This window comes from Halomonas sp. I1 (assembly GCF_032334135.1).
In the GTDB taxonomy this organism is placed as follows: domain Bacteria; phylum Pseudomonadota; class Gammaproteobacteria; order Pseudomonadales; family Halomonadaceae; genus Halomonas.
This window is the reverse complement of record NZ_JAVXUS010000007.1, coordinates 47,751-68,890: the sequence shown is the minus strand read 5'-3', so window position 1 is coordinate 68,890 and position 21,140 is coordinate 47,751. Positions and strand designations below refer to the sequence as shown.

Annotated in this window: 17 protein-coding genes and 2 tRNA genes; 13 read left to right on the top strand and 6 right to left on the bottom strand. The window is 64.2% G+C overall.

Features of this window, described 5'->3' with window-relative positions:
* Positions 1 to 3 precede the first annotated feature (3 nt).
* From RSO41_RS09835 to RSO41_RS09825, 3 genes are all read right to left on the bottom strand, one after another.
* Positions 4 to 80: transfer RNA gene (locus tag RSO41_RS09835), tRNA-Asp, on the bottom strand.
* A gap of 40 nt (positions 81 to 120) precedes the next feature.
* Positions 121 to 196: transfer RNA gene (locus RSO41_RS09830), tRNA-Val, on the bottom strand.
* Between the two features lie 98 nt (positions 197 to 294).
* Entirely contained in the window at positions 295 to 1,023 is a 729-nt protein-coding gene (locus tag RSO41_RS09825; protein ID WP_315618923.1) for an alpha/beta family hydrolase, read from the bottom strand.
* Between the two features lie 147 nt (positions 1,024 to 1,170).
* Here RSO41_RS09825 and ccoN point away from each other — a divergent pair, with 147 nt between their 5' ends.
* The 9 genes from ccoN to RSO41_RS09780 all read left to right on the top strand — a co-directional run bounded on the left by ccoN (position 1,171) and on the right by RSO41_RS09780 (position 10,066).
* Positions 1,171 to 2,598, top strand: a complete 1,428-nt coding sequence (gene ccoN, locus RSO41_RS09820) for a cytochrome-c oxidase, cbb3-type subunit I (protein WP_315618922.1) — start codon at positions 1,171 to 1,173, stop codon at positions 2,596 to 2,598.
* A gap of 16 nt (positions 2,599 to 2,614) precedes the next feature.
* Entirely contained in the window at positions 2,615 to 3,223 is a 609-nt protein-coding gene (ccoO, locus tag RSO41_RS09815; protein ID WP_315618921.1) for a cytochrome-c oxidase, cbb3-type subunit II, read from the top strand.
* Positions 3,224 to 3,225: 2 nt separating this feature from the next.
* The gene (locus tag RSO41_RS09810) at positions 3,226 to 3,435 is read left to right on the top strand and encodes a cbb3-type cytochrome c oxidase subunit 3 (RefSeq protein WP_315618920.1); all 210 of its coding nucleotides are present in this window, start codon (positions 3,226 to 3,228) and stop codon (positions 3,433 to 3,435) included.
* Positions 3,432 to 4,379: a cytochrome-c oxidase, cbb3-type subunit III gene (gene ccoP, locus RSO41_RS09805; protein WP_315618919.1), complete on the top strand. Its 948-nt coding sequence runs from the start codon at positions 3,432 to 3,434 to the stop codon at positions 4,377 to 4,379. Before RSO41_RS09810 ends, ccoP begins: the two co-directional genes overlap by 4 nt.
* A 365-nt stretch (positions 4,380 to 4,744) precedes the next feature.
* Positions 4,745 to 6,142, top strand: coding sequence for a cytochrome c oxidase accessory protein CcoG (gene ccoG, locus RSO41_RS09800; RefSeq protein WP_315618918.1), 1,398 nt, complete (start codon positions 4,745 to 4,747; stop codon positions 6,140 to 6,142).
* Positions 6,142 to 6,654 (top strand): FixH family protein, encoded by a 513-nt coding sequence (locus RSO41_RS09795; RefSeq protein ID WP_315618917.1) that lies wholly within the window; start codon positions 6,142 to 6,144, stop codon positions 6,652 to 6,654. The genes ccoG and RSO41_RS09795 overlap by 1 nt, the downstream gene beginning before the upstream one ends.
* A gap of 3 nt (positions 6,655 to 6,657) precedes the next feature.
* Positions 6,658 to 9,111, top strand: a complete 2,454-nt coding sequence (locus tag RSO41_RS09790) for a heavy metal translocating P-type ATPase (RefSeq protein ID WP_315618916.1) — start codon at positions 6,658 to 6,660, stop codon at positions 9,109 to 9,111.
* The gene (gene ccoS / locus RSO41_RS09785; RefSeq protein WP_315618915.1) at positions 9,108 to 9,326 is read left to right on the top strand and encodes a cbb3-type cytochrome oxidase assembly protein CcoS; all 219 of its coding nucleotides are present in this window, start codon (positions 9,108 to 9,110) and stop codon (positions 9,324 to 9,326) included. The genes RSO41_RS09790 and ccoS overlap by 4 nt, the downstream gene beginning before the upstream one ends.
* A complete protein-coding gene (locus tag RSO41_RS09780; RefSeq protein WP_315618914.1) occupies positions 9,323 to 10,066 on the top strand; it encodes a sulfite exporter TauE/SafE family protein in 744 nt (247 codons plus the stop codon). The genes ccoS and RSO41_RS09780 overlap by 4 nt, the downstream gene beginning before the upstream one ends.
* Before the next feature lie 254 nt (positions 10,067 to 10,320).
* On the opposite strand, the gene ttcA is transcribed toward RSO41_RS09780, so the two are convergent.
* From ttcA to RSO41_RS09765, 3 genes are all read right to left on the bottom strand, one after another.
* A complete protein-coding gene (gene ttcA, locus RSO41_RS09775) occupies positions 10,321 to 11,199 on the bottom strand; it encodes a tRNA 2-thiocytidine(32) synthetase TtcA (protein ID WP_315618987.1) in 879 nt (292 codons plus the stop codon).
* A 96-nt stretch (positions 11,200 to 11,295) separates the two neighbouring features.
* Positions 11,296 to 11,922, bottom strand: coding sequence for a 3'-5' exonuclease (locus tag RSO41_RS09770; RefSeq protein ID WP_315618912.1), 627 nt, complete (start codon positions 11,920 to 11,922; stop codon positions 11,296 to 11,298).
* A 51-nt stretch (positions 11,923 to 11,973) separates the two neighbouring features.
* Positions 11,974 to 13,788, bottom strand: a complete 1,815-nt coding sequence (locus RSO41_RS09765; protein ID WP_315618911.1) for a putative nucleotidyltransferase substrate binding domain-containing protein — start codon at positions 13,786 to 13,788, stop codon at positions 11,974 to 11,976.
* A gap of 515 nt (positions 13,789 to 14,303) precedes the next feature.
* Here RSO41_RS09765 and RSO41_RS09760 point away from each other — a divergent pair.
* The 4 genes from RSO41_RS09760 (at position 14,304) to RSO41_RS09745 (ending at position 21,119) form a co-directional block, all read left to right on the top strand.
* Positions 14,304 to 14,564, top strand: coding sequence for a DUF4212 domain-containing protein (locus RSO41_RS09760; RefSeq protein ID WP_315618910.1), 261 nt, complete (start codon positions 14,304 to 14,306; stop codon positions 14,562 to 14,564).
* Positions 14,565 to 14,569: 5 nt separating this feature from the next.
* Positions 14,570 to 16,363, top strand: a complete 1,794-nt coding sequence (locus tag RSO41_RS09755) for a sodium:solute symporter family protein (protein ID WP_315618909.1) — start codon at positions 14,570 to 14,572, stop codon at positions 16,361 to 16,363.
* A 97-nt stretch (positions 16,364 to 16,460) separates the two neighbouring features.
* Positions 16,461 to 16,976: a hypothetical protein gene (locus RSO41_RS09750; protein WP_315618908.1), complete on the top strand. Its 516-nt coding sequence runs from the start codon at positions 16,461 to 16,463 to the stop codon at positions 16,974 to 16,976.
* A 201-nt stretch (positions 16,977 to 17,177) separates the two neighbouring features.
* Entirely contained in the window at positions 17,178 to 21,119 is a 3,942-nt protein-coding gene (locus RSO41_RS09745) for a NahK/ErcS family hybrid sensor histidine kinase/response regulator (protein WP_315618907.1), read from the top strand.
* Positions 21,120 to 21,140 lie beyond the last annotated feature (21 nt).

The following is a 21,140-nucleotide window of genomic DNA, read 5'->3' as shown; positions in this document are numbered from 1 at the left end:
GGATGGCGGACCGGACGGGACTCGAACCCGCGACCTCCGGCGTGACAGGCCGGCATTCTAACCAACTGAACTACCGGTCCGCTTTCGCTACCTGCGACATGATCGGGCATGACATCGTCATGGTGGGTGGTACAGGGTTCGAACCTGTGACCCCCAGCTTGTAAGGCTGGTGCTCTCCCAGCTGAGCTAACCACCCCCGGTCACGTGGCGCTGCATTCTACAGGGACGGCGTTCATTGTCAACGCGTTTTTTTCACACTCCCCAGGTCGACGCCTTCCGAGAACCCCAGATCTATCATCCACTTGGGCAAGCACCCATGAACTCGGCGATGCGTCGCGCGCCCTCGTGGATCAGTTCGGACTGCGTCACACCCGAGGCGCGACGCGGCCGCCAGTCATGTTCGCCATCTTTCAACCAGCGCACTTCGGCTACCGAAGGCAGCTCGTAGCCTTCCACCTCGCTCCGGGTGCCGAAAGGATCGCGCTCTCCCTGCACCACCAGGGTCGGACAGGTCAGTTCAGGCCAGTGATCGAGACGCAAGGTGTCAGGGCGACGTGGAGGGTGAAAAGGATAGCCGCACAGCGCAAGACCAGCCGCCCCGTCCCGGGCCGCCAACATGCTGGCTACCCGACCACCCATGGACTTTCCCCCCAGCCATAGCGGGGCCTCCAGATAGGGCGACAGGGCGTCGTGCCACATCGCCAGTTCCTCGACCAGCCGCTCGACTCTCGGGGGTGGACGGCGCCGGCCCTCGCGACGCATGCGACGCAGATACTCGAACTCGATGGCCAGGGTCTGGACACCGGCAGTCGCCAGGGCACGCCGTAACTCGACCATAAAGAAAGCATCCTGCCCGGCACCGGCACCATGCGTCAGCAGCAGCTGTCCGGCACGACACTCTCCCTGCACCTGAAGCGGGCCGACGCCTTCGAGCCACCACTCCCCTTCCATGCCGTGTCGCAGTACCTGCTCCAACCCCGCACGCTCGATGCATTCGACGGACGTCTCGTTTCGTGTTGACACTTTATTACCTATATTGTGTACCAAATGTTTAAATAAATGTATTCATTTGATGGATCGACTGAGCTAGACTCCTGAGAACCGGCACGCCAAGGCGCTCCGGCGAGACCGGCCGAGGCGTCTGCAGACTGGAGTTGGATGGAAACCCGCATGAATAACGCATTCGAGCACCCGACCTACAACTACAAGGTGATCCGGCAGTTCACGATCATGACAGTGGTGTGGGGCATCGTGGGCATGTCCTGCGGCCTCGTCATCGCTTCGCAGCTGGTATGGCCGCAGCTCAACCTGGGACTACCGTGGACGAGCTTCGGACGCCTGCGCCCCCTCCACACCAACCTGGTGATCTTCGCCTTCGGCGGGTCGGCACTCTTCGCGACCTCTTACTATGTCGTCCAGCGGACCTGCCAGACCCGACTCTGCTCCGACCGGCTCGCGGCCTTCACTTTCTGGGGCTGGCAGGCAGTGATCCTGTCGGCATTGATCAGCCTGCCGATGGGTTACACCACCACCAAGGAATACGCCGAACTCGAGTGGCCGATCAGCCTGCTGCTGGCCGTGGTATGGATCGTCTACGCCGTCGTCTTCCTGGGCACTATCAAACGGCGCCACACGTCGCACATCTATGTGGCCAACTGGTTCTTCGCCGCCTTCATCCTCACCGTCGGCGTACTGCACATCGTCAACAACGCGGCCATACCCGTGTCCGCGATGCACTCGATCTCGATCTATCCGGGGGCGGTCGATGCCATGACCCAATGGTGGTACGGCCACAACGCCGTGGGTTTCTTCCTGACCGCCGGCTTCCTCGGCATGATGTACTATTTCGTGCCCAAGCAGGCCGAGCGGCCGGTCTACTCTTACCGGTTGTCGATCGTGCACTTCTGGGCGCTGATCATGGTCTACATGTGGGCCGGTCCGCACCATCTTCACTATACCGCCCTGCCCAACTGGACACAGTCGCTCGGCATGGTGCTGTCGATCATCCTGCTGGCGCCCTCCTGGGGCGGCATGATCAACGGCATGATGACCCTCTCCGGTGCCTGGCACAAATTGCGCACCGACCCCACCCTGCGCTTCCTGGTGGTGGCCCTGTCCTTCTACGGCATGTCCACCTTCGAGGGCCCGATGATGGCGGTAAAGACCGTCAATGCCCTCTCCCACTACACCGACTGGACCATCGGCCATGTCCACTCCGGCGCACTCGGCTGGGTGGCAATGATCACCATTGGCTCGCTGTATCACATGGTGCCTCGCCTGGTCGGCGAGACCCGTATGTACTCGGTGCGATTGATTGCCGTGCATTTCTGGCTATCGACCATCGGCACCGTTCTCTACATCGCCGCCATGTGGGTCAACGGCATCCTCCAGGGGCTGATGTGGCGTGCGGTCAACGACGACGGGACCCTGATGTACAGCTTCATGGAGTCCGTCGAAGCCAGCGGCCCGGGCTATGCGGTACGCATGATCGGCGGCATGTTCTGGGTCGTCGGCATGCTGATCATGGCCTACAACGTCGCCATGACCCTGCGCCGCCAGCCGGCCGGCGCCGAACATCCACTGCCGCAGACCGCCTGAGCCGACGGAGACTCCCATGAGACACGAGATCGTCGAGAAGAATGTCGGCCTGCTCGCCGTACTGATCCTGGTGGTCATCAGCTTCGGTGGCATGGCAGAAATCGTGCCGTTGTTCTTCCAGAAGCAGACCACCGAGCCCGTGGAGGGACTCGAGCCGCTTTCTCCCCTGGAGCTGGCCGGCCGCGATATCTATCGACGCGAGGGCTGCGTCGGCTGTCACTCGCAGATGGTTCGCCCCTTCCGGGCCGAAACGGAGCGCTACGGGCATTACAGCGTCGCCGGCGAATCCGTCTACGAATACAACTTCCTGTGGGGCTCCAAGCGTACTGGTCCCGACCTGGCCCGGGTCGGCGGTCGCTACAGCGACGCCTGGCACCGCGCGCATCTCAACAACCCGCGTGACGTGGTGCCGGGGTCGGTGATGCCCGCCTACCCCTGGTTGTTCGACAACACCCTCGATGGCACCGATATCGGCAACAAGATGCGTGCCCTGAGCGCCCTGGGTGTGCCCTACAGCGACGAACAGATAGAAGGCGCCCGAGAAGCGGTCGAGGGCAAGCGCGAGATCACCGCCCTGGTGGCCTACCTGCAACAACTTGGCACCGTGCTCGAGGACAAACGCTGACCATGGATACCGGAACGCTGAACGGCATCATCATCATCCTGCTGATCGCGGCCTTCGTCGGGCTCATCTTCTGGGCCTACTCGAAAGGACGCCGGGCGGACTTCGATGAAGCGGCCCGCCTGCCCTTCGCCGACGACCCGGCGCCGTCGCCTGACGCACCGACCGAGCCTACATCCGAGACCCGGCACGACAAGGGAGGCAGGAAGGCATGAACTCGCTTTGGGGAAACGACCTGTCCGGCTTCTGGAGCGCCTGGATCATCGTCATCACGCTGGGCACCATTGCCCTCAGCGCCTGGCTGCTGTTCGCCAACCGCAAGACCGACAAGCAACCCGATGCCGAAGGCCGGGTGGCAACGACCGACCATGCCGCCGATGGCATCGAAGAATACGACAACCCCTTGCCTCGCTGGTGGTTCAAGCTCTATGTCGGCACGGTGCTCTTCGCCCTCGGCTACCTGGCTCTCTACCCGGGGCTCGGCAACTTCGCCGGCCTGCTGGGCTGGAGCCAGGAGGCGCAGTGGGAACACGAAATGGACCAGGCTGAAGCACGCTATGCGCCGATCTTCGCGAGCTACGCCAAGCGCCCCATCCCCGAGCTGGCGAACGACGCCGAGGCCATGCAGGTAGGCGAGCGACTGTTTCTCAACAACTGCGCCATCTGCCATGGCAGCAATGCCCGGGGCGGCGACGGTTTTCCCGACCTCGGCGACGACGCCTGGCTCTACGGCGGCAAGCCGAATGACATCGTCACCTCCATCACCCAGGGGCGAAGCGGCGCCATGCCGGCCTGGGCGCACCTGGGCGAGGAGACCCTCGGCGATGTCACCCAGCACGTGCTGTCATTGTCGGGCAAGGCCACCGACCCGGCTCGAGCGGAAAAGGGTGCCGAGACGTTCACCGCCATGTGCGCCAGCTGCCACCAGCCGGATGGCACCGGCAACTCGGCACTGGGCGCGCCGAACCTGGCCGACGACGCCTGGCTCTATCAAGGCCCCGGCCAGTCGCTGGAAGCCGCGGTATTCGAGACCCTGCGCAACGGGCGCAACGGACAGATGCCGGCCCAGATCGACTATCTCGGCGAAGACAAGGTTCACCTGGTAGCCGCCTATGTCTACCAGTTGAGTCGCCAGGCCCCGGACAGCGCCGATTATTAACCCGGCAAGCTTTTATGTCGGGTTAATCACGGCACAGGGAAGTGCCGCCACCGGCCGTCAGGCCGGTGCGAGCCCGTGCCACACCAGAAGATCCACGCATCTGCGCCAGCGTGGTGCGGGCGACAATCAAATAGATCAGGACGATCTATTTGATTGCCAGATTAATAGTCACCCAACGAGTCGGCCGGCGACAAGCCTGCGCGAGGGCGCTGTAGGCCCATCCTTGGGCGCTACCTTTGCCATCCATGGCAAAGGACCCTCGCTTCGCCTTATCCCCGGCGCCCATGGCCGCTTGAGCGCTTGGCCATGCCCGCCGAAAGGGTGATGACAAACGTCACGAGCGACGGCCGACACGGGAGGACCGAATGAGCCAGGACATTGCGTACCACGACGCCGACGGTAGCATCCCGGTCACGGAGCTCGGCCATTCGCTCTACGAGCCGCGCCGGCATATCCAGGTGCGCGAAGTCCGAGGGCGCTTCCAGCGCTGGCGGCGCGGCCTCGACGTGACGCTGGTATCGACGTTCTTCGCGCTCCCCTGGGTCACGCTCGACGGGCGTCCGGCGATCTGGTTCGACCTGCCCGGTCGCGCCTTTCACTTCCTCTCCATGACCCTCTATCCGCAGGAGTTCATGTTGCTGTCGTGGCTGCTGATCATCGCGGCCTTCGCCCTGTTCTTCGTCACCGTACTCGCCGGCCGACTCTGGTGTGGCTATGCCTGCCCGCAGAGCGTCTGGACCTGGTGGTTCATCTGGGTCGAGCACCGGATCGAAGGCCCCCGCCATCGACGCCTCAGGCGCGAGCAACGCGCCCTGGATATCGATACGGCATGCCGCAAGGGCCTCAAGCATGTCATCTGGCTCGCCATCGCGCTGGCCACCGGTCTCACCTTCATCGGCTACTTCACGCCGATCCGGGAGCTCGTCGCGACCCTGCCACACCTGGAGGCCAGCGGCTGGGCATATTTCTGGCTGGCCCTGATCGCCACCTTCACCTACCTCAACGCCGGCTGGTTGCGTGAACAGGTCTGCCTGCACATGTGTCCCTACGCGCGTTTCCAGGCCGTGATGTTCGACCGCGACACCCTGACCGTCTCCTATGATGCCGGACGCGGCGAGCCGCGCGCCCACCGACGCCGGGAGGCCGACGCCGGGGGCGACTGCATCGACTGCGGCCTCTGTGTCCAGGTATGCCCCACCGGCATCGATATTCGCGAGGGCCTGCAACATGGCTGTCTCGACTGCGCGGCCTGCATCGACGCCTGCGACGGCGTGATGGACCGGATCGGCCGGCCTCGCGGCCTGATCCGTTACACCACCGAGAACGCCCTGTCCGGCCAGCCGACGCGGATACGCCGACCGCGCCTGCTCGGCTACCTGGCGGCACTGCTGGCCATGCTGGTCCTGTTTGCCGGACATCTCGTCGACCGCACGCCGCTCGACCTCGACGTGGAGCGGGACCGTCAACGCCTGTTCCGGGTCACGCCCCAGGGCGATATCACCAACGCCTACACCCTGACCGTGCGCAATCTGGACAACGCCGACCATCGCTATCGCCTCGCCGCCACAGGGCTGTCCGGCCTGAGCCTCGACAGACAACGCGTCTCGGTCCCCGCCGGCCAGTCTCGCCAGCTGGTCGTCGAGGCAAGCGTCGACCGCCATGACGTCCAGCGACCCAGCCACGACATCCAGTGGCACCTCGAGGCACTCGACGCCGACATCTCGCTGGTCCGCGACAGCCGCTTCCTGGGAGGAACCCCCTGATGCCACTCGCCTCGCCCCCTGCCCCCCCCTGGTACAAGCAGTTCTGGCCCTGGTTCATCATCGGTCTGCTGGCCTCCTCGGTGATCTTCAGCCTGGTCTACCTGGTCGCCTCGATCCGATATTTCGACGGTACCGTGGCGCAGGACTATTACCGACGCGGCCTGGCCATCAACGAACAGCTGGCCAAGCAGGAAAGGGCCGGCCAGTTGGGGCTGGCAGCCCGGTTGCGCGTCGATGCCCTCACCGGCGACGTGATCGTTGACCTGGAAGGCGAGCGACGCCCCGAACGACTGCACCTGGCGTGGATCTTCCCGACCGAACATGGTCGCGACCGCCACCTGACGCTGCAACGCGTCCGAGAGGGACGTTACGCGGGCCACCTGGACGCCCCCCTGCGCTATCGCTGGTACCTGCATCTGCAGCCGACGCCCGGCGACGACGCCGCCTGGCGACTCACCGGCGAGGCCCGCTTTCCCGACGCGGGCACGATCGCCCTGACACCGGGGATCTGATCCATGGAAGCCGGCGTCGCGATCCATCCTGACGACACCCGGAGCTGCTATCATTGCGGCGAACCGGTGCCCGAGCACGCCGCCTGGACGCTCGAGATCGACGAGTGCCGGCACCCGCTGTGCTGCCCCGGCTGCGAAGCCGTGGCCCGCGCCATCGTCGCGGGTGGCCTGGCAAGCTACTACCGCTTCCGCACCGCCCTGCCCGAACGCCCTCGGGACCATCACGACACCCGTGCCGAGCAGTGGTCACTGTTCGACGACCCCGGTCTACAGGCCCGCTTCGTGCACGGCGACGACACCCTCGTCAACGCCACTCTGGCAGTGGATGGCATCACCTGTGCCGCCTGCGCCTGGCTGATCGAGCATCGACTCAATGCCCTCGAGGGCGTCACCGGCAGCGCCGTCGACCTGACCCACCATCGCCTGCGCCTGGAGTGGGAGCCGCATCGCATCGCCCTCTCGCGCCTGCTCGCCGAACTCGCGTCAATCGGCTATCCCTCCCGCCCCTTCGAGCCCGACGAAGCGCAGCAGCGCCTGCAACGCGAATCGCATCGACAGATGCGCCGACTGATCGTCGCCGCCCTGGGCATGATGCAGGCACTGATGTTTTCCCTGCCCTTCTACCTCGCGGGCGAGGCTGGCCTGGATGGCGACTTCGGCCACCTCTTCCACTGGCTGGCCCTGGCGTTGACCACCCCGGTGGTGCTGTACGCGGCCCAGCCCTTCTTCCATCAGGCCTGGCGCGACCTCCGTAACCGCACCCCCGGGATGGATGTCCCGGTATCCCTGGCCATCGGCTCGGCTTACCTGGCCAGCACCCGGTCCGTCATCAGCGGCCAGGGCGAGGTCTACTTCGACTCGGTGAGCATGTTCACCTTCTTCCTTCTGTTCGGGCGTCACCTCGAGGCCCGTGCACGCCGCCGGGGCGGTGCTGCCGGCAATGCGCTGGCCGAGCTGCTGCCGATATCGGCGACGCGCCTCGACGACGACGGCGAGCCACGTATCCTCCCCGCCAGTGAGCTGCGCGTCGGCGACCGGGTCCTGGTCAAGCCGGGACACGGCGTACCCGCCGATGGCGTGATCGAAAGCGGCCACTCCAGTCTCGACGAATCGACCCTGACCGGCGAGACACAGCCGGTGGCACGACATGTCGGCGATACCGTCACCGGCGGCAGTCAGAATATCGAGAACCCGCTGACCCTGAGGATTACCCACGCCGGTCGTGACACACGGGTCGCCAGCATTCTCGACCTCACCGACCGCGCCTTCGCCAGCCGCCCACGCCTGGCGCTCAGAAGCGCACACCTGGCCCATCGCTTCGTGCTCCAGGTGTTGCTGATCGCCGCTGCCGTGGCCCTGGCCTGGTGGTTCATCGCGCCCGAGCGAGCCTTCTGGGTGACGCTTTCAGTTCTGGTGGTCACCTGCCCCTGCGCCCTGGCGTTGGCCACGCCCACGGCTCTCACCGCCGCCCACGGCCGACTGCATCGCCGTGGCGCCCTGCTGACCCGGGCCGATGCACTGGAAACGCTGGACGGCATCGACCGCGTGATCTTCGACAAGACCGGCACCCTGACCACCGGCGAGATGCGACTCGTCGAGACCCGCTCCCTCGATGGCAGTGACCCGCGACGACTTCGCGCCATCGCCGCCAGCCTCGAGGCACATTCGGAACATCCTATCGCCCGAGCCTTCCACCCGCACCGTCTGCCGGGCGTGACCGCCGAGGATGTCACCCGTCAGTCCGGGGCCGGTCTCGAGGGGCGCATCGAGGGGACACGGTGGCGATTTGGTCGTCCCGATTTCGCCGCCGATTCTCCCCCAGCGCCGCCCGATGACGGACACTGGCTGCTGCTCGCCGAAGCAGGCCGCCCCCGGGCCTGGTTCGCTCTGGACGACCGTCTTCGCGAGGATGCCGACGCCACCCTGGCGACGCTGCGCCTGGCCGGCATCGAGGTGGAGCTGCTCTCCGGCGACACCGAGCCTCGGGTGCGTGCCCTGGCCGAACGGCTTGGCATCGATGACTGGACGGCGGCCATGAGTCCGGAAGACAAACTGGCCAGGCTCCGCAGCCACCAGTCTCGCGGTGAGCGCATCGCCATGGTGGGCGATGGCATCAATGATGTGCCGGTGCTGGCCGGCGCCGATGTCGCCTTCGCCATGAACGGCGCCACCGACCTGGCCCGAACCCGGGCCGATGTGGTCCTGCTGACGTCCCGACTTCATCGTGTTGCCGAGACGATCGGCATCGCCCGTGCCACCCGGCGCGTCATTCGCCAGAACCTGGGGTGGGCCCTGGTCTACAACCTTTCGGCTCTCCCCTTGGCAGCCTGCGGCCTGGTGCCGCCCTGGCTCGCCGCCATCGGCATGTCACTCAGCTCGCTGGTGGTCGTGGGCAATGCCCTTCGCCTGGCTCGCCCGACCAGTTTCCACCATCTCACGTCTCCGGTGTCGTCATGAGCGTTCTTTATCTGCTGATTCCGCTATCGCTCGTCCTGCTCGGCCTGGCTGTCTGGGCCTTCTTCTGGGCGGTGAACAACGACCAGTTCGACGACCTCGAGGGCCCCGCCTACCGCATCCTGTTCGACGAGGATGACCCGCCCAGGACACGACCTGATCGACCACAGGATAACGATGCCACCCTGCCTCCCCGTGATCAGGAGAATGACGCATGAACCCGACCGGACTGGATCTTCCGCCCCTGACGGCTGCTTTCGTCTTCGGGCTACTCGGCGGCGCCCACTGCATCGGCATGTGCGGCGGCATCATGAGCGCCCTGACCTTTGCCGTCCCCCCCAGCATGCGCCAGCCGACGCGCCTGGCCGGCCTGCTGCTGGGCTACAACCTGGGGCGTATTACCAGCTATATGTGCGCGGGGGGCCTGATCGCCCTGCTCGGCACCATGATCGAGATTGCACCAGGCGCCCGCCTGGCGCTTCAGATGCTGGCCGCCGTGATGCTGATCCTGATGGCGCTGTACATCGCCGACTGGTGGAAAGGGCTGCTGCGCCTCGAGGCCCTCGGACGACACCTGTGGCGCCACCTGGAGCCCGTAGGCAAGCGTCTGATGCCGGTGGTCAAGCCTTCCCAGGCCGTGGCACTGGGCGCTGTCTGGGGCTGGCTCCCCTGTGGTCTCGTCTACTCGATGCTAGCCTGGAGCCTGGCGACCGCCGATCCCGTCCGGGGCATCCTGTTGATGGGGGCCTTCGGCCTGGGGACCCTGCCGGCTCTGCTGGCGACCGGGCTGGTCGCCCGTCGACTGGCCACCCTGATCCGCCATCCCGCCACCCGGACCCTTGCGGCCCTGACCATCATCGCCTTCGCCCTCTGGCAACTCTGGGGGGTACTGCCCACTAACACGATGGACCATGGCCAGATGGACCACAGCCAGATGAACGGGCATGCGGGGCACTAACTCAAGAGGCGAGAGGCGAGAGGCGAGAGGCGAGAGGCGAGAGGCGAGCAGTATGTTGGCACCACGCAGCTCGAAGCTCGAAGCTCGAAGCTCGAAGCTCGAAGCTTGAAACCCAAAGCATACGAGCGGCGAGATGCGAGATGCGAGATGCGAGATGCGAAACCCGAAAACCCAGCTCGCAGCCCGTAGCCCGTAGCTCGCAGCCCGTAGCGCGTCGCTGACGTCTGCCCGCTCCCGGCAAACGCCGGGGGCCATCAGAGTTCGGTGAAGTCGATACGCGAGGCCTGCATCCGGGCCTGCTTCTCCTCGAGGCCAGCGAAGTCGAAGAGTTCGCGGTCGGCGAGCTGCGATGGCGCTACATTGGTCACCGCCTTGAACATGCTCTCCAGCCGTCCGGGATGCCGCGCCTCCCAATCCGCCAGCATTTCCTTGACCACCTGACGCTGCAGGTTGGGCTGGGAGCCGCACAGGTTGCAGGGGATGATGGGAAATTCCATGCGCTGGGAGAATTCGGCGATATCCGCTTCGCGGCAATAGGCCAGCGGGCGAATGACGATGTTCTTGCCATCATCGGACAACAGCTTGGGCGGCATGGACTTCAGGCTGCCCCCGAAGAACATGTTGAGAAACAAGGTCTCCAGGATATCCTCGCGATGGTGCCCCAGAGCGATCTTGGTGGCGCCGATCTCTTCGGCATAGCCATAAAGCGAGCCACGACGCAGCCGCGAGCACAGCGAGCAGGTCGTCTTGCCCTCCGGCGTCTTCTCCTTGACCACCGAGTAGGTGTCACGCTCGAGAATATGATAATCGACACCGATGCCGTCCAGGTACTCGGGCAGTACGTGCTCGGGAAAGCCGGGCTGCTTCTGGTCCAGGTTGACCGCCACCAGCGAGAAGTTCACCGGAGCGTTGCGCTGCAGGTTACGCAGGATCTCAAGCATGGTGTAGCTGTCCTTGCCACCGGACAGGCAGACCATCACCTTGTCGCCCTCGCGGATCATGTCGTAATCGATGATGGCATTGCCGACCTGGCGTCGCAGGCGCTTCTGCAACTTGTTGAACTCACGCTTGGCCTTGGCGGCGTTCTGAACGCCACCATCACGGGTGTTCCGGTCGGTATGAGAGTCGAACATCACGGCATCTTGCATGGTCACGGCGCTGCCAGGGCATCTACGAAATTCGGGGGCGTTATCCTACCACCCCCGACCCATACAGGCGAAACGCCATGCTCAGCTGCTGTGGCGCCGCACGGCGTCATCACGCACCAGGCGCAGGTACATCAAGGCAGTGGTCACCGCATCGCCCAGTGCACTGTGGCGGCCCATCAACGGCACGTCGAGCCGTTCGGCGGCCTCTTCGAAACACGGTCGCCCCTCGAGTTGAGGATGACGATAGCGCTGGCGTCGCTGATAGAGCTGAGCCACATCGATCGCGGCATTGGGCAGGTCGAAACCGAAGCGCGGTCGCAACTCCCGATTCAGCATGGCCAGCTCCTCCTCCAGATGCCACCCCACCAGGGGCCGATTACCGACGAAGTCCAGGAGGCGCTCCAGGGCATCGCCCAAGGGCTCACCGTCTTCCAGATCGATACCGCGCAACCCGTGCCGACGAACGGTTTCGGCCGTGAGGCCGACGGGCCGCCGTACATGCAGGTCGAGCGACTCGCTGGTCAGGACCCGGTCGCCACGCAGGCACACGGCGGCGATGGCAACGGGCTCGCCATGACGATCGGGCGATTCGGTAGCTCGGCAGGCCACGGCCACCATTTCATCGCCGGTATAAGGCTGAAAGAGCCAGCCGTACCGGCTGTCGGCATGACGCCAGCGATCGGCCGCACGTCGCAAGGCCTTGAACATGATCTTTCCCTCCTGATCGGTCCGGGTTCCTGTCAGAGGGCCGCGCCTCCCTCAGGCGTACTCCAGGTGGTAGCGGTGGGACAACCGCTGTTTGAAGTCCTTGACGATATGCAGTGCCTCGCGCAGCAGGTCGCGTTCCAGCGACGACAGTTCCTGGACCACCACCCGGTCAGGTTCTCCTTCCCTGCCGTCGAGCCGTTCGAGCTGCTGCTTCAGGCGCAATTCGGTGAACAATGACAGCGCCTCTCCCAAATCCTCGGCGAAACGAGCCTCCAGTCGACCATCGGCCACCAGGGCATCGAGCCGCTCCAGGGTCGAGGTCACCGTAATGTTGCGTTCCAGGGCCATGACCCTGACGCCGTGCACGACCGGGAAGATGCCGCCCTTCTTGATGTCGATACCGTGCCGCGGTTTCTTCAGCGAGCCGAACAACGTCAACGGCGTCGAAAACCGCAGCACCGGGCGGGCGAAATGCGACAGCAGGATCTCGTCACCAGCACAGCGCTCGAAGAGCGCCTCGCGCAACCGTGCGAGCAGCGCCGGATTGCCCCCCATGGCCTGGGCGTCGAGCAGGATGGCCAGGTTCATCAGCGCGTCCACGTCACAACGCCGTGCCCAGGTGTCGATACGCTCCCGCCACTGGGTCTCGCTGCCGACCCACTGCGCATTGGAAACCATGATGCCACCGGGACATGGCGGATAGCCCAGCTCGAGGAGCGCATCGCTGAAAGCACGCATGCAGGCCTCTCGTTGCGGCCAGACCAGGTCATCGCTCAGGATCAGGCCGTTGTCCTGGTCGGTCTTGAGGATCTGCTCCCCGCGCCCTTCGCTGCCCATGACCATCAGGCAACTCGCACCGTGATAACGCTCGTCGACGATAAAGTCCCATGTCTTGCCGATGAGGCGCCCATTCAGCGCTGCCAGCAGCCCCATGACGAAACGCGGCTTGACCCCCTGAGCCATCAGCCCTCGCACCAGGTCGGGCATCAGCCGACTGGCAACCGACAGTGACGCCAGATCATCAGCCTGCTCCACCTGCAGGCTGACCCCATGACTGCGGCTGGAAAAATGGCTGAGTGCGTCGACCAGCTCGACGACGCCCACAGGCGTGACATCCTCCATGACCACAACCCGCTCGATGCGGTGATGTGTCATCGCCACCAGCGCTTCGAACAGATACTGGTCCGGGCGCACCGTGACCAGCGCAAAGTGAGCGATGGAGCGTACCGGTGCATCCGGCGGCCACTTCTCCAGCACCAGGGCATTGAGCAGATCGGTCTTGGTCACCATGCCCGGACCGCTGTCGCCATCGACCAGCAGGCTGTCGACGCGTCGTGCCTCCAGGGTGGTCACCGCCTCGGTGATGGTGGCGGTTCTCGCCAACCGGAAAGGCGGACGCATGCATTCCCTCGCACGCGCCAGCATGGTGCCGGCCATGTCGGCCCCACCGGAAGCACGCTGAGCAGCCAGCAGGCGTGTCTTGTGCGCCAGGTTACGACGAAAGCAATCGGCGAAGGCCGGATAGTCATCGCACAACGCCAGGAACTCCGCCCTGGGCAACAGGTAGCAGAGGCTCTCCTGTTCGGCGCAGAACCGATATCGACTCTGCCCGTGCAGGATACTGATAGCGCCGAACAGGTCGCCAGCGGTGTAGTGGCCGATGCGCTCCGGTTCCCCGGGCTGAGTGACATCCAGTTCGGCGACCTCGCCCTTGTGGATCAGAAAGACGCTCTCGCCGGGCTGACCGGCATCGAGAATAACCTCATCTCGATCGAAATAGACCAGATCGAGGCTGCCGCTCACCCTCTCTCGCCCGGCATCGTCGAGCAGGCTGAACGGGGGCTGAGAAAAATCGACATCGATCATGACGAGAGCCTCGCGGCGTGGTCATTACCCACCGCCTCTCCGGACCGCTCGCCGGAAAGACAGAATCATGCATCCTTCATCGAACAAAAGCATCCATCCGGGGACAGGCGCCAAGGCCAGACTAACAAGGCCATACCCATGGCAAGAATCCATACCATGGTTCTATATGCCGAAGTCGTACGAGCAGGCCATCTCATCACTATGGATTAATACCATCGTTTTATAGCGCGGTAACCGTCATTCTCTCACCGCCTTTTCCGCTGCTATACCATGGTCCCATACTGGCTTGCCAACTACATTCAACAATTCTCCAATAACACAATAACCAATTGATAATAAAGGATAACGAAAAACACACAAAAACCACCAAGATCCATTGATACCAAAGTATGGGCTTCATTTTTTCATATTATTGACCAGCATTACCCATGAAACCCTGGAGGGCGTCGCCGTCTCGCCACCCCTCCTTACCGGGTACTACTTTCCGACCTCAACGACAAGCGGAGAGCAACACAATGGCAGACAATAAATCCAATGCCGAAGCCTACTGGGCGGCCAACATACGACTGATAGCAGGGTGTCTGGTCGTCTGGGCCCTGGTGTCCTATGGCTGCGCCATCCTGCTGAGACCCCTACTGTCCGGCATCGCCATCGGTGGTACCGACCTCGGCTTCTGGTTCGCGCAGCAGGGTTCGATACTGACCTTCATCGGCATCATCTTCTTCTATGCCTGGAAGATGAACCGGCTGGATAAACAGTTCGGGCTCGAGGAGTAACCTGCATGAGTCAATTTGCCATCAACGTCCTCTTCGTGGGCGCTTCCTTCGCCTTGTACATCGGCATCGCCATCTGGGCGAAGGTTGGCTCGACCAAGGATTTCTATGTTGCCGGCGGCGGCATTCACCCGATCACCAATGGCATGGCCATCGGTGCCGACTGGATGTCAGCGGCGTCCTTCATTTCCATGGCCGGCCTGATCGCGGCCGGCGGCTATGCCAACTCGACCTTCCTGATGGGCTGGACCGGCGGCTATGTCCTGCTGGCGACCCTGCTGGCGCCCTATCTGCGCAAGTTCGGCAAGTTCACTGTCCCGGAATTCATCGGTGACCGCTTCTACAGCAAACCGGCGCGCATGGTCGCGGTGGTCTGTCTGATCGTGGCCTCGGTGACCTACGTCATCGGGCAGATGGCAGGCGCCGGCGTGGCCTTCTCGCGCTTCCTCGAGGTGGATGCCACCACCGGCCTGTTGATCGCCGCCGTGGTGATCTTCTTCTATTCGGTGCTGGGGGGCATGAAGGGCATCACCTATACTCAGGTAGCCCAGTACATCGTGCTGATCATCGCCTATACCATTCCGGCGATCTTCATCTCGCTTGAACTGACCGACAACCCCATTCCACCGCTCGGGCTGTTCTCCGACCACAGTGAATCCGGCGTGCCGCTGCTGGCCAAGCTCAACGAGGTGGTAACCGCCCTGGGCTTCAACGAGTACACGGCAGACGTGGACAACAAGCTCAACATGGTGCTGTTCACTCTCTCGCTGATGATCGGTACCGCCGGTTTGCCCCACGTCATCATCCGTTTCTTCACGGTGCCCAAGGTGGCGGATGCTCGCTGGTCGGCCGGCTGGGCCCTGGTGTTCATCGCTCTGCTCTACCTGACTGCTCCCGCCGTGGCCTCCATGGCACGTCTCAACATCGCGACCACCGTCTACCCAGAGATGGCCGGCCAGGTCGAGAACGTCGAGGAAGCCACATCCAACCCGATCCTCTACGAGGAGCGCCCCGGGTGGATCCGTACCTGGGAGGAAACCGGCCTGATCCAGTACGAGGACAAGAACGACGACGGTCGTATCCAGCTCTACAACGACACCGAGGACTTCGCGTCGACCGCCGAGCAACGCGGCTGGGAAGGCAACGAACTCTCGGTCAACAATGACATCCTGGTACTGGCCAATCCCGAGATCGCCAATCTGCCAGGTTGGGTCATCGGCCTGATCGCCGCCGGCGGGCTGGCCGCAGCGCTGTCGACGGCTGCCGGTCTGTTGCTGGCCATCTCCTCGGCCATCAGCCACGACCTGATCAAGGGGGCCATCAATCCACGCATCACCGAGAAAGGCGAGTTGATGGCAGCCCGGATATCCATGTCCGTCGCCATCATCGTGGCAACGTACCTGGGGGCCAACCCGCCGGGCTTCGCTGCCCAGGTGGTGGCACTGGCCTTCGGTATCGCCGCCGCCTCGCTGTTCCCGGCGCTGATGATGGGGATCTTCTCCAAGCGGGTGAACAACACCGGCGCCATCGCCGGCATGGTGACCGGCCTGGTCTTCACCCTGGTGTACATTTTCATCTACAAGGGATGGTTCTTCATTCCGGGCACCAACAACCTGCCGGATACGCCGGAAAACTGGGTGCTGGGGATTTCGCCGCTGTCCATCGGGGCCGTGGGCGCCATCGTCAACTTCGCGGTGGCCTTCACCACGTCCCGGATGACGGCGGAGCCCCCCCAGGAAATCCAGGACCTCGTCGAAAGCGTGCGCTATCCCAAGGGCGCTGGCGCCGCCACCGACCACTAAGTCATAATCCCTCCATTCCGGCGTCGTTCGCGGCGCCGATCACAACCCTTGCATCGGGCTTCCTTCGGGAAGCCCGATGATCGTCAGGAAGCCCTACATGATTTGGCATTTGATCGCGGCGATCTTCGCCGGCCTGGGTGCGGCGGGCCTCGGTCTGCTGCTGCGCACCCTGAGCGGCAAGCGACTGCCGCGCTGGGTCGTTCCGGTATGTGCCGGCCTCGGCATGCTCGGCTACCAGATCCAGCATGAATACGGCTGGTTCGATCACAAGCGGCAACAGCTGCCCGACTCGGCACGTATCGTTTCCACTACCGAGGAACCGGCCCTCTGGCGTCCCTGGACCTACCTCGCGCCGATGACGACCGCTTTCACGGTGGTGGATCGGGATGATGTGGCAGTGGAGACGGTGGACGGACAACGGCTGGCGGAGTTCATTCTCTATCGCTTCACCTCCGGCGCCGCCCAGCGCGTGATCCACCAGGCCCAGTTGCTCAATTGCGACAGCCGCGAACTGGTCCCGCTCAGCGAGGAACAACGCCGACCACAGACCGATGAGCTGCGTCGCCTGGAGGGCTCGGACCCGCTCTACCGGGAAGTCTGCCAGGCGAGCTGAACAGCCCCCTCACCAATGCCCCGCTCGCCCGAAGACAGCGCCTGCGCGACGAGCCCGCCAGCCACCTGCAGCGTCGTTGCCCCTCTCGGGGCAGCGCGATGCAACATCATCATGTCGAGCCGCCTTCACCCCCGCCGCCATGGGGGAGTTTGACAGCCCGCCAGCCTGCTAGAATAGCCGCACCAAGCAAGGGAGATACGCATGTTCGCTGGCTGGCTACTGATCGTCGTTTCACTACTGTATGTCGCCGTCCTGTTCGCCATTGCCTGGCGCGGCGATCGCCTGGCCAGGACACGAGGCGCCACCCGCCGCCGCCCGATCGTCTACAGTCTGGCGCTGGCCATCTACTGCACCTCCTGGACGTTTCATGGCGCCGTGGGGCAAGCCGCCACCTCGGGGTGGTCCTTTGCCAGCATTTTCGTCGGGCCGATCCTCACTCTGCTGTTGTTCTGGCCGGTGCTGGCCAAGATGATTCGGGTCGCCAAGCACCAGAACGTGACCTCGATCGCCGACTTCATCGCCTCGCGCTACGGCAAGACCCAGTCGTTGGCTGCCTTCGCCAGCCTGGTGGCACTGATCGGCACCCTGCCCTACATCGTGCTTCAGCTTAAGGCCGTCTCCACCTCCTTCAGCGTGCTGACCTCGGAGGCAGACATCACCCGGGCACCGCTATTCGGCGATACCGCCTTCTACGTGGCGCTGGTGATGGCGGCCTTCGCGATTCTCTTCGGCACCCGCCATACCGATGCCACCGAGCACCATGAGGGCCTTATCCATGCCGTGGCCTTCGAGTCGCTGATCAAGCTGGTGGCCTTCCTGACGCTGGGCGCCTACGTGACCTGGGGCATGTTCGACGGCCTCGGTGACCTGCTGGCCTTCGCCGATATCCAGCTCGAGCTTCAGCGCCAGCTCGCCCAGCAGGACTTCGGCCAGGGGTTCTGGGCCCAGACCCTGCTGGCCATGCTGGCCATCCTCTGTCTGCCTCGCCAGTTCCACGTGGCAGTGGTGGAGAACACCCATCGCGACGATGCCGCCAAGGCCCGCTGGCTGTTTCCGCTCTACCTGCTGGCCTTCGGTTTCTTCGTGCTGCCGCTGGCCGCCGCCGGCCTGACCATCTTCGCCGATACCAATGTGTCGCCCGACACCTATGTACTGGCACTGCCCATGGCCGCCGGCAGCGAATGGCTCACCCTGCTGACCTTCATCGGCGGTTTCTCGGCCTCCACCGGCATGGTGATCGTCGCCGCGGTGGCAGTATCGATCATGATCTCCAACGAGATCGTCATTCCCGCCCTGTTCCGCCTGCGCTGGTTCGACACCAAGGCCCGCGACTATGGCCGCCTGGTGCTGCGCGCCCGTCGCATCACCATCGGCGTGATCCTGGCCATGGCCTACGGCGTCTACCAGCTGCTCGGCGACTTCAGTTCCCTGGCCGCCATCGGCATGCTGTCCTTCGCCGCCGCCGCCCAGTTCGCCCCGGCGCTGATCGGCGGCCTCTACTGGAAGCGCGGCAACCGCCTGGGCGTGATCGTGGGCATGAACGCCGGCTTCGCGATCTGGGCCTACAGCCTGCTGATGCCGGACCTGATCGCCGCCGGCGTGCTTCCCGAGGCCTGGTTGTACGGCGGTCCGCTGAACATCGGCTGGCTCTCGCCCACCGCCCTGTTCGGGCTCAATGTCGGCGACAGTTTCACCCATGGCGTGATGCTGTCGTTGGGCGTCAACCTGGTCGCCTACATCTTCGTCTCCCAGATGACCCCGCAGCGGGTGGTCGAGCGTATCCAGGCCTCGCTGTTCGTCGACAGCGTCGAAACTCGCCAGACCTCGGTGAACCGCCCCTGGACCGGTGCCACCACGGTGGGCGATCTCAAGGTCCTGTGCGAACGCTTCCTCGGCGCCGGCCAGGTCAGCCGTGCCTTCGATGACTATGCCCGCCGCATCGGCAAGCCGATGGAGGACAACACCCGCGCCTCCATCGACGTCATCCAGTTCACCGAGCGCTTTCTGGCCTCGGTCCTCGGCGCCTCCTCGGCGCGTATCGTGGTCAACTCAGCACTCCAGGGCCGAGGCATCGGCATTTCGGACGTGATCTCGATCGTCGACGAAGCGTCCCAGGTACTGGAATTCAACCGCGCCCTGCTCCAGGCCACCATCGAGAACATCAACCAGGGCATCAGCGTGGTCGACCAGAACCTGCGCCTGGTGGTGTGGAATCAACGCTACCTGGAACTGTTCCGCTTTCCCGATCACCTGATCCGAGTCGGCGCGCCGATCGATCGCATCTTTCTCTACAATGCGCACAACGGCGAATACGGCCCCGGCGATCCCGAGGAACACGTCAAGCTGCTCCTCGACAACATCCGCGAAGGCCAGCCACACCGTTATGTCCGCTACCGTCAGGATGGCAGCGTCCTGGAGGTGCAGGGCAATCCCATGCCGGGCGGCGGCTTCGTCTACACCTACCAGGACATCACCCAGCAGAAGCGTACCGAGGAAGCGCTGATCCGCTCGGAAAACAATATCCGCATCTACACCGACAATGTGCCGGCGCTGATCGCCTATTTCGACAAGGACTGCCGCTACCTCTTCACCAACCGCGCCTATGAACAGGCTTTCGAGATCGATCGCAACGAGGTTATCGGCAAACCGCTTCAGACGGTGATTTCCGACGACATGGCGCGAGAACGCGCCCCATGGATCGACCGAGCTCTCGATGGCGAACGGGTCAGTTTCGAGGTTTCGCTGCAGTTGCCCGAGGGCATCCGCTACATGCTGGTCACCTATACCCCCCACTTCGGCGACAGCGGCGCTATCCTCGGCTTCTTCGCCCTCTATCAGGACATCACCGAACGCCGCCGCGCCGAAATCGCCCTCAAGGAAACCAACGAGACCCTGGAGGAGCGGGTGCGCGAGCGCACCCAGGCACTCTCCGAGGCCAACGCTGCCCTGCGTCAGGAGAACCGGGTGCGTGCCGAGGCCGAGCAGGCGCTGCGCCAGGCCAAGCAGGTCGCCGAGGACGCCAATGCGTCCAAGACGCGCTTTCTGGCCGCGGCCAGCCATGATCTGCTGCAGCCGCTCAATGCCGCTCGCCTGTTCACTTCGGCCCTGACCCAGGGGATGGATGCCGACGACATGAAACGCACCATCGGCCATATCGATAATTCGCTGCAGGCCGCCGAAGAGTTGCTCGGCACCCTGCTCGACATCTCCAAGCTCGACGCCGGCGCCCTGACCCCCAGGCGCAGCCATTTCGCCCTGGCGGACATCTTCCGGCCACTGCGCGCCGAGTTCGAGGTGATGGCCGAGGATCGAGGCCTCGACCTGGTCGTCGTGTCGAGCCGTGCCTGGGTCGACAGCGACGCCCAGATGCTGCGACGCATCGTGCAGAACTTTCTTTCCAATGCCATCCGCTACACCCAGGAAGGCCGCGTGCTGCTGGGCTGCCGCCGGCAGGGCGAGCGCCTTTCCATCGAAGTCTGGGACAGCGGACCGGGCATCCCGGAGGCCAAGCAGGCCGAGATCTTCCAGGAGTTTCGCCGCCTCGATCAGGCGTCACGTCACAAGGAGGGCGAGAAGGGCCTCGGCCTGGGCCTCTCCATTGCCGAGCGCATGAGTCGAGTGCTCGATCACCCCATCCGGGTGCGTTCCGAGGAAGGTGCCGGTACCGTCTTCGCGGTCAGCGTGCCGGTGGTGGAAGCCCGCCGTCAGGAGACGGCCGAGGAGAGCAAGCCACGTCGAGCCGGCAACAAGCTGGCCGGCACGCGCATCCTGTGCATCGACAATGAGTCACTGATCCTGGAGGGCATGAAGGCCATGCTTACGGGCTGGGGCTGCGAAGTCTTCACCGCCACCTCCATCGGCGGCGCCAAATCGGTGCTGCGTCACCTGGACGCCGATCCCGACGCCATCCTGGCCGATTATCACCTCGACAACGAAGTCACCGGCCTGATGGCCATGGAAGCGCTAGGCGAACGCCTGCAGGGCAACGTGCCCGGCATCGTCATTACCGCCGATCGCACCGAGGAGGTCGCCGAAACGGTCAAGCGAGCCGGCTATCACCTGTTGCTCAAACCGGTGCGTCCCGCCGCCCTTCGCGCCCTATTGACCCGGACCCTGCAGGCCAGCCGAGCCGCCGCCCGCTAGGCATTGTCTGAATCTTGTTCC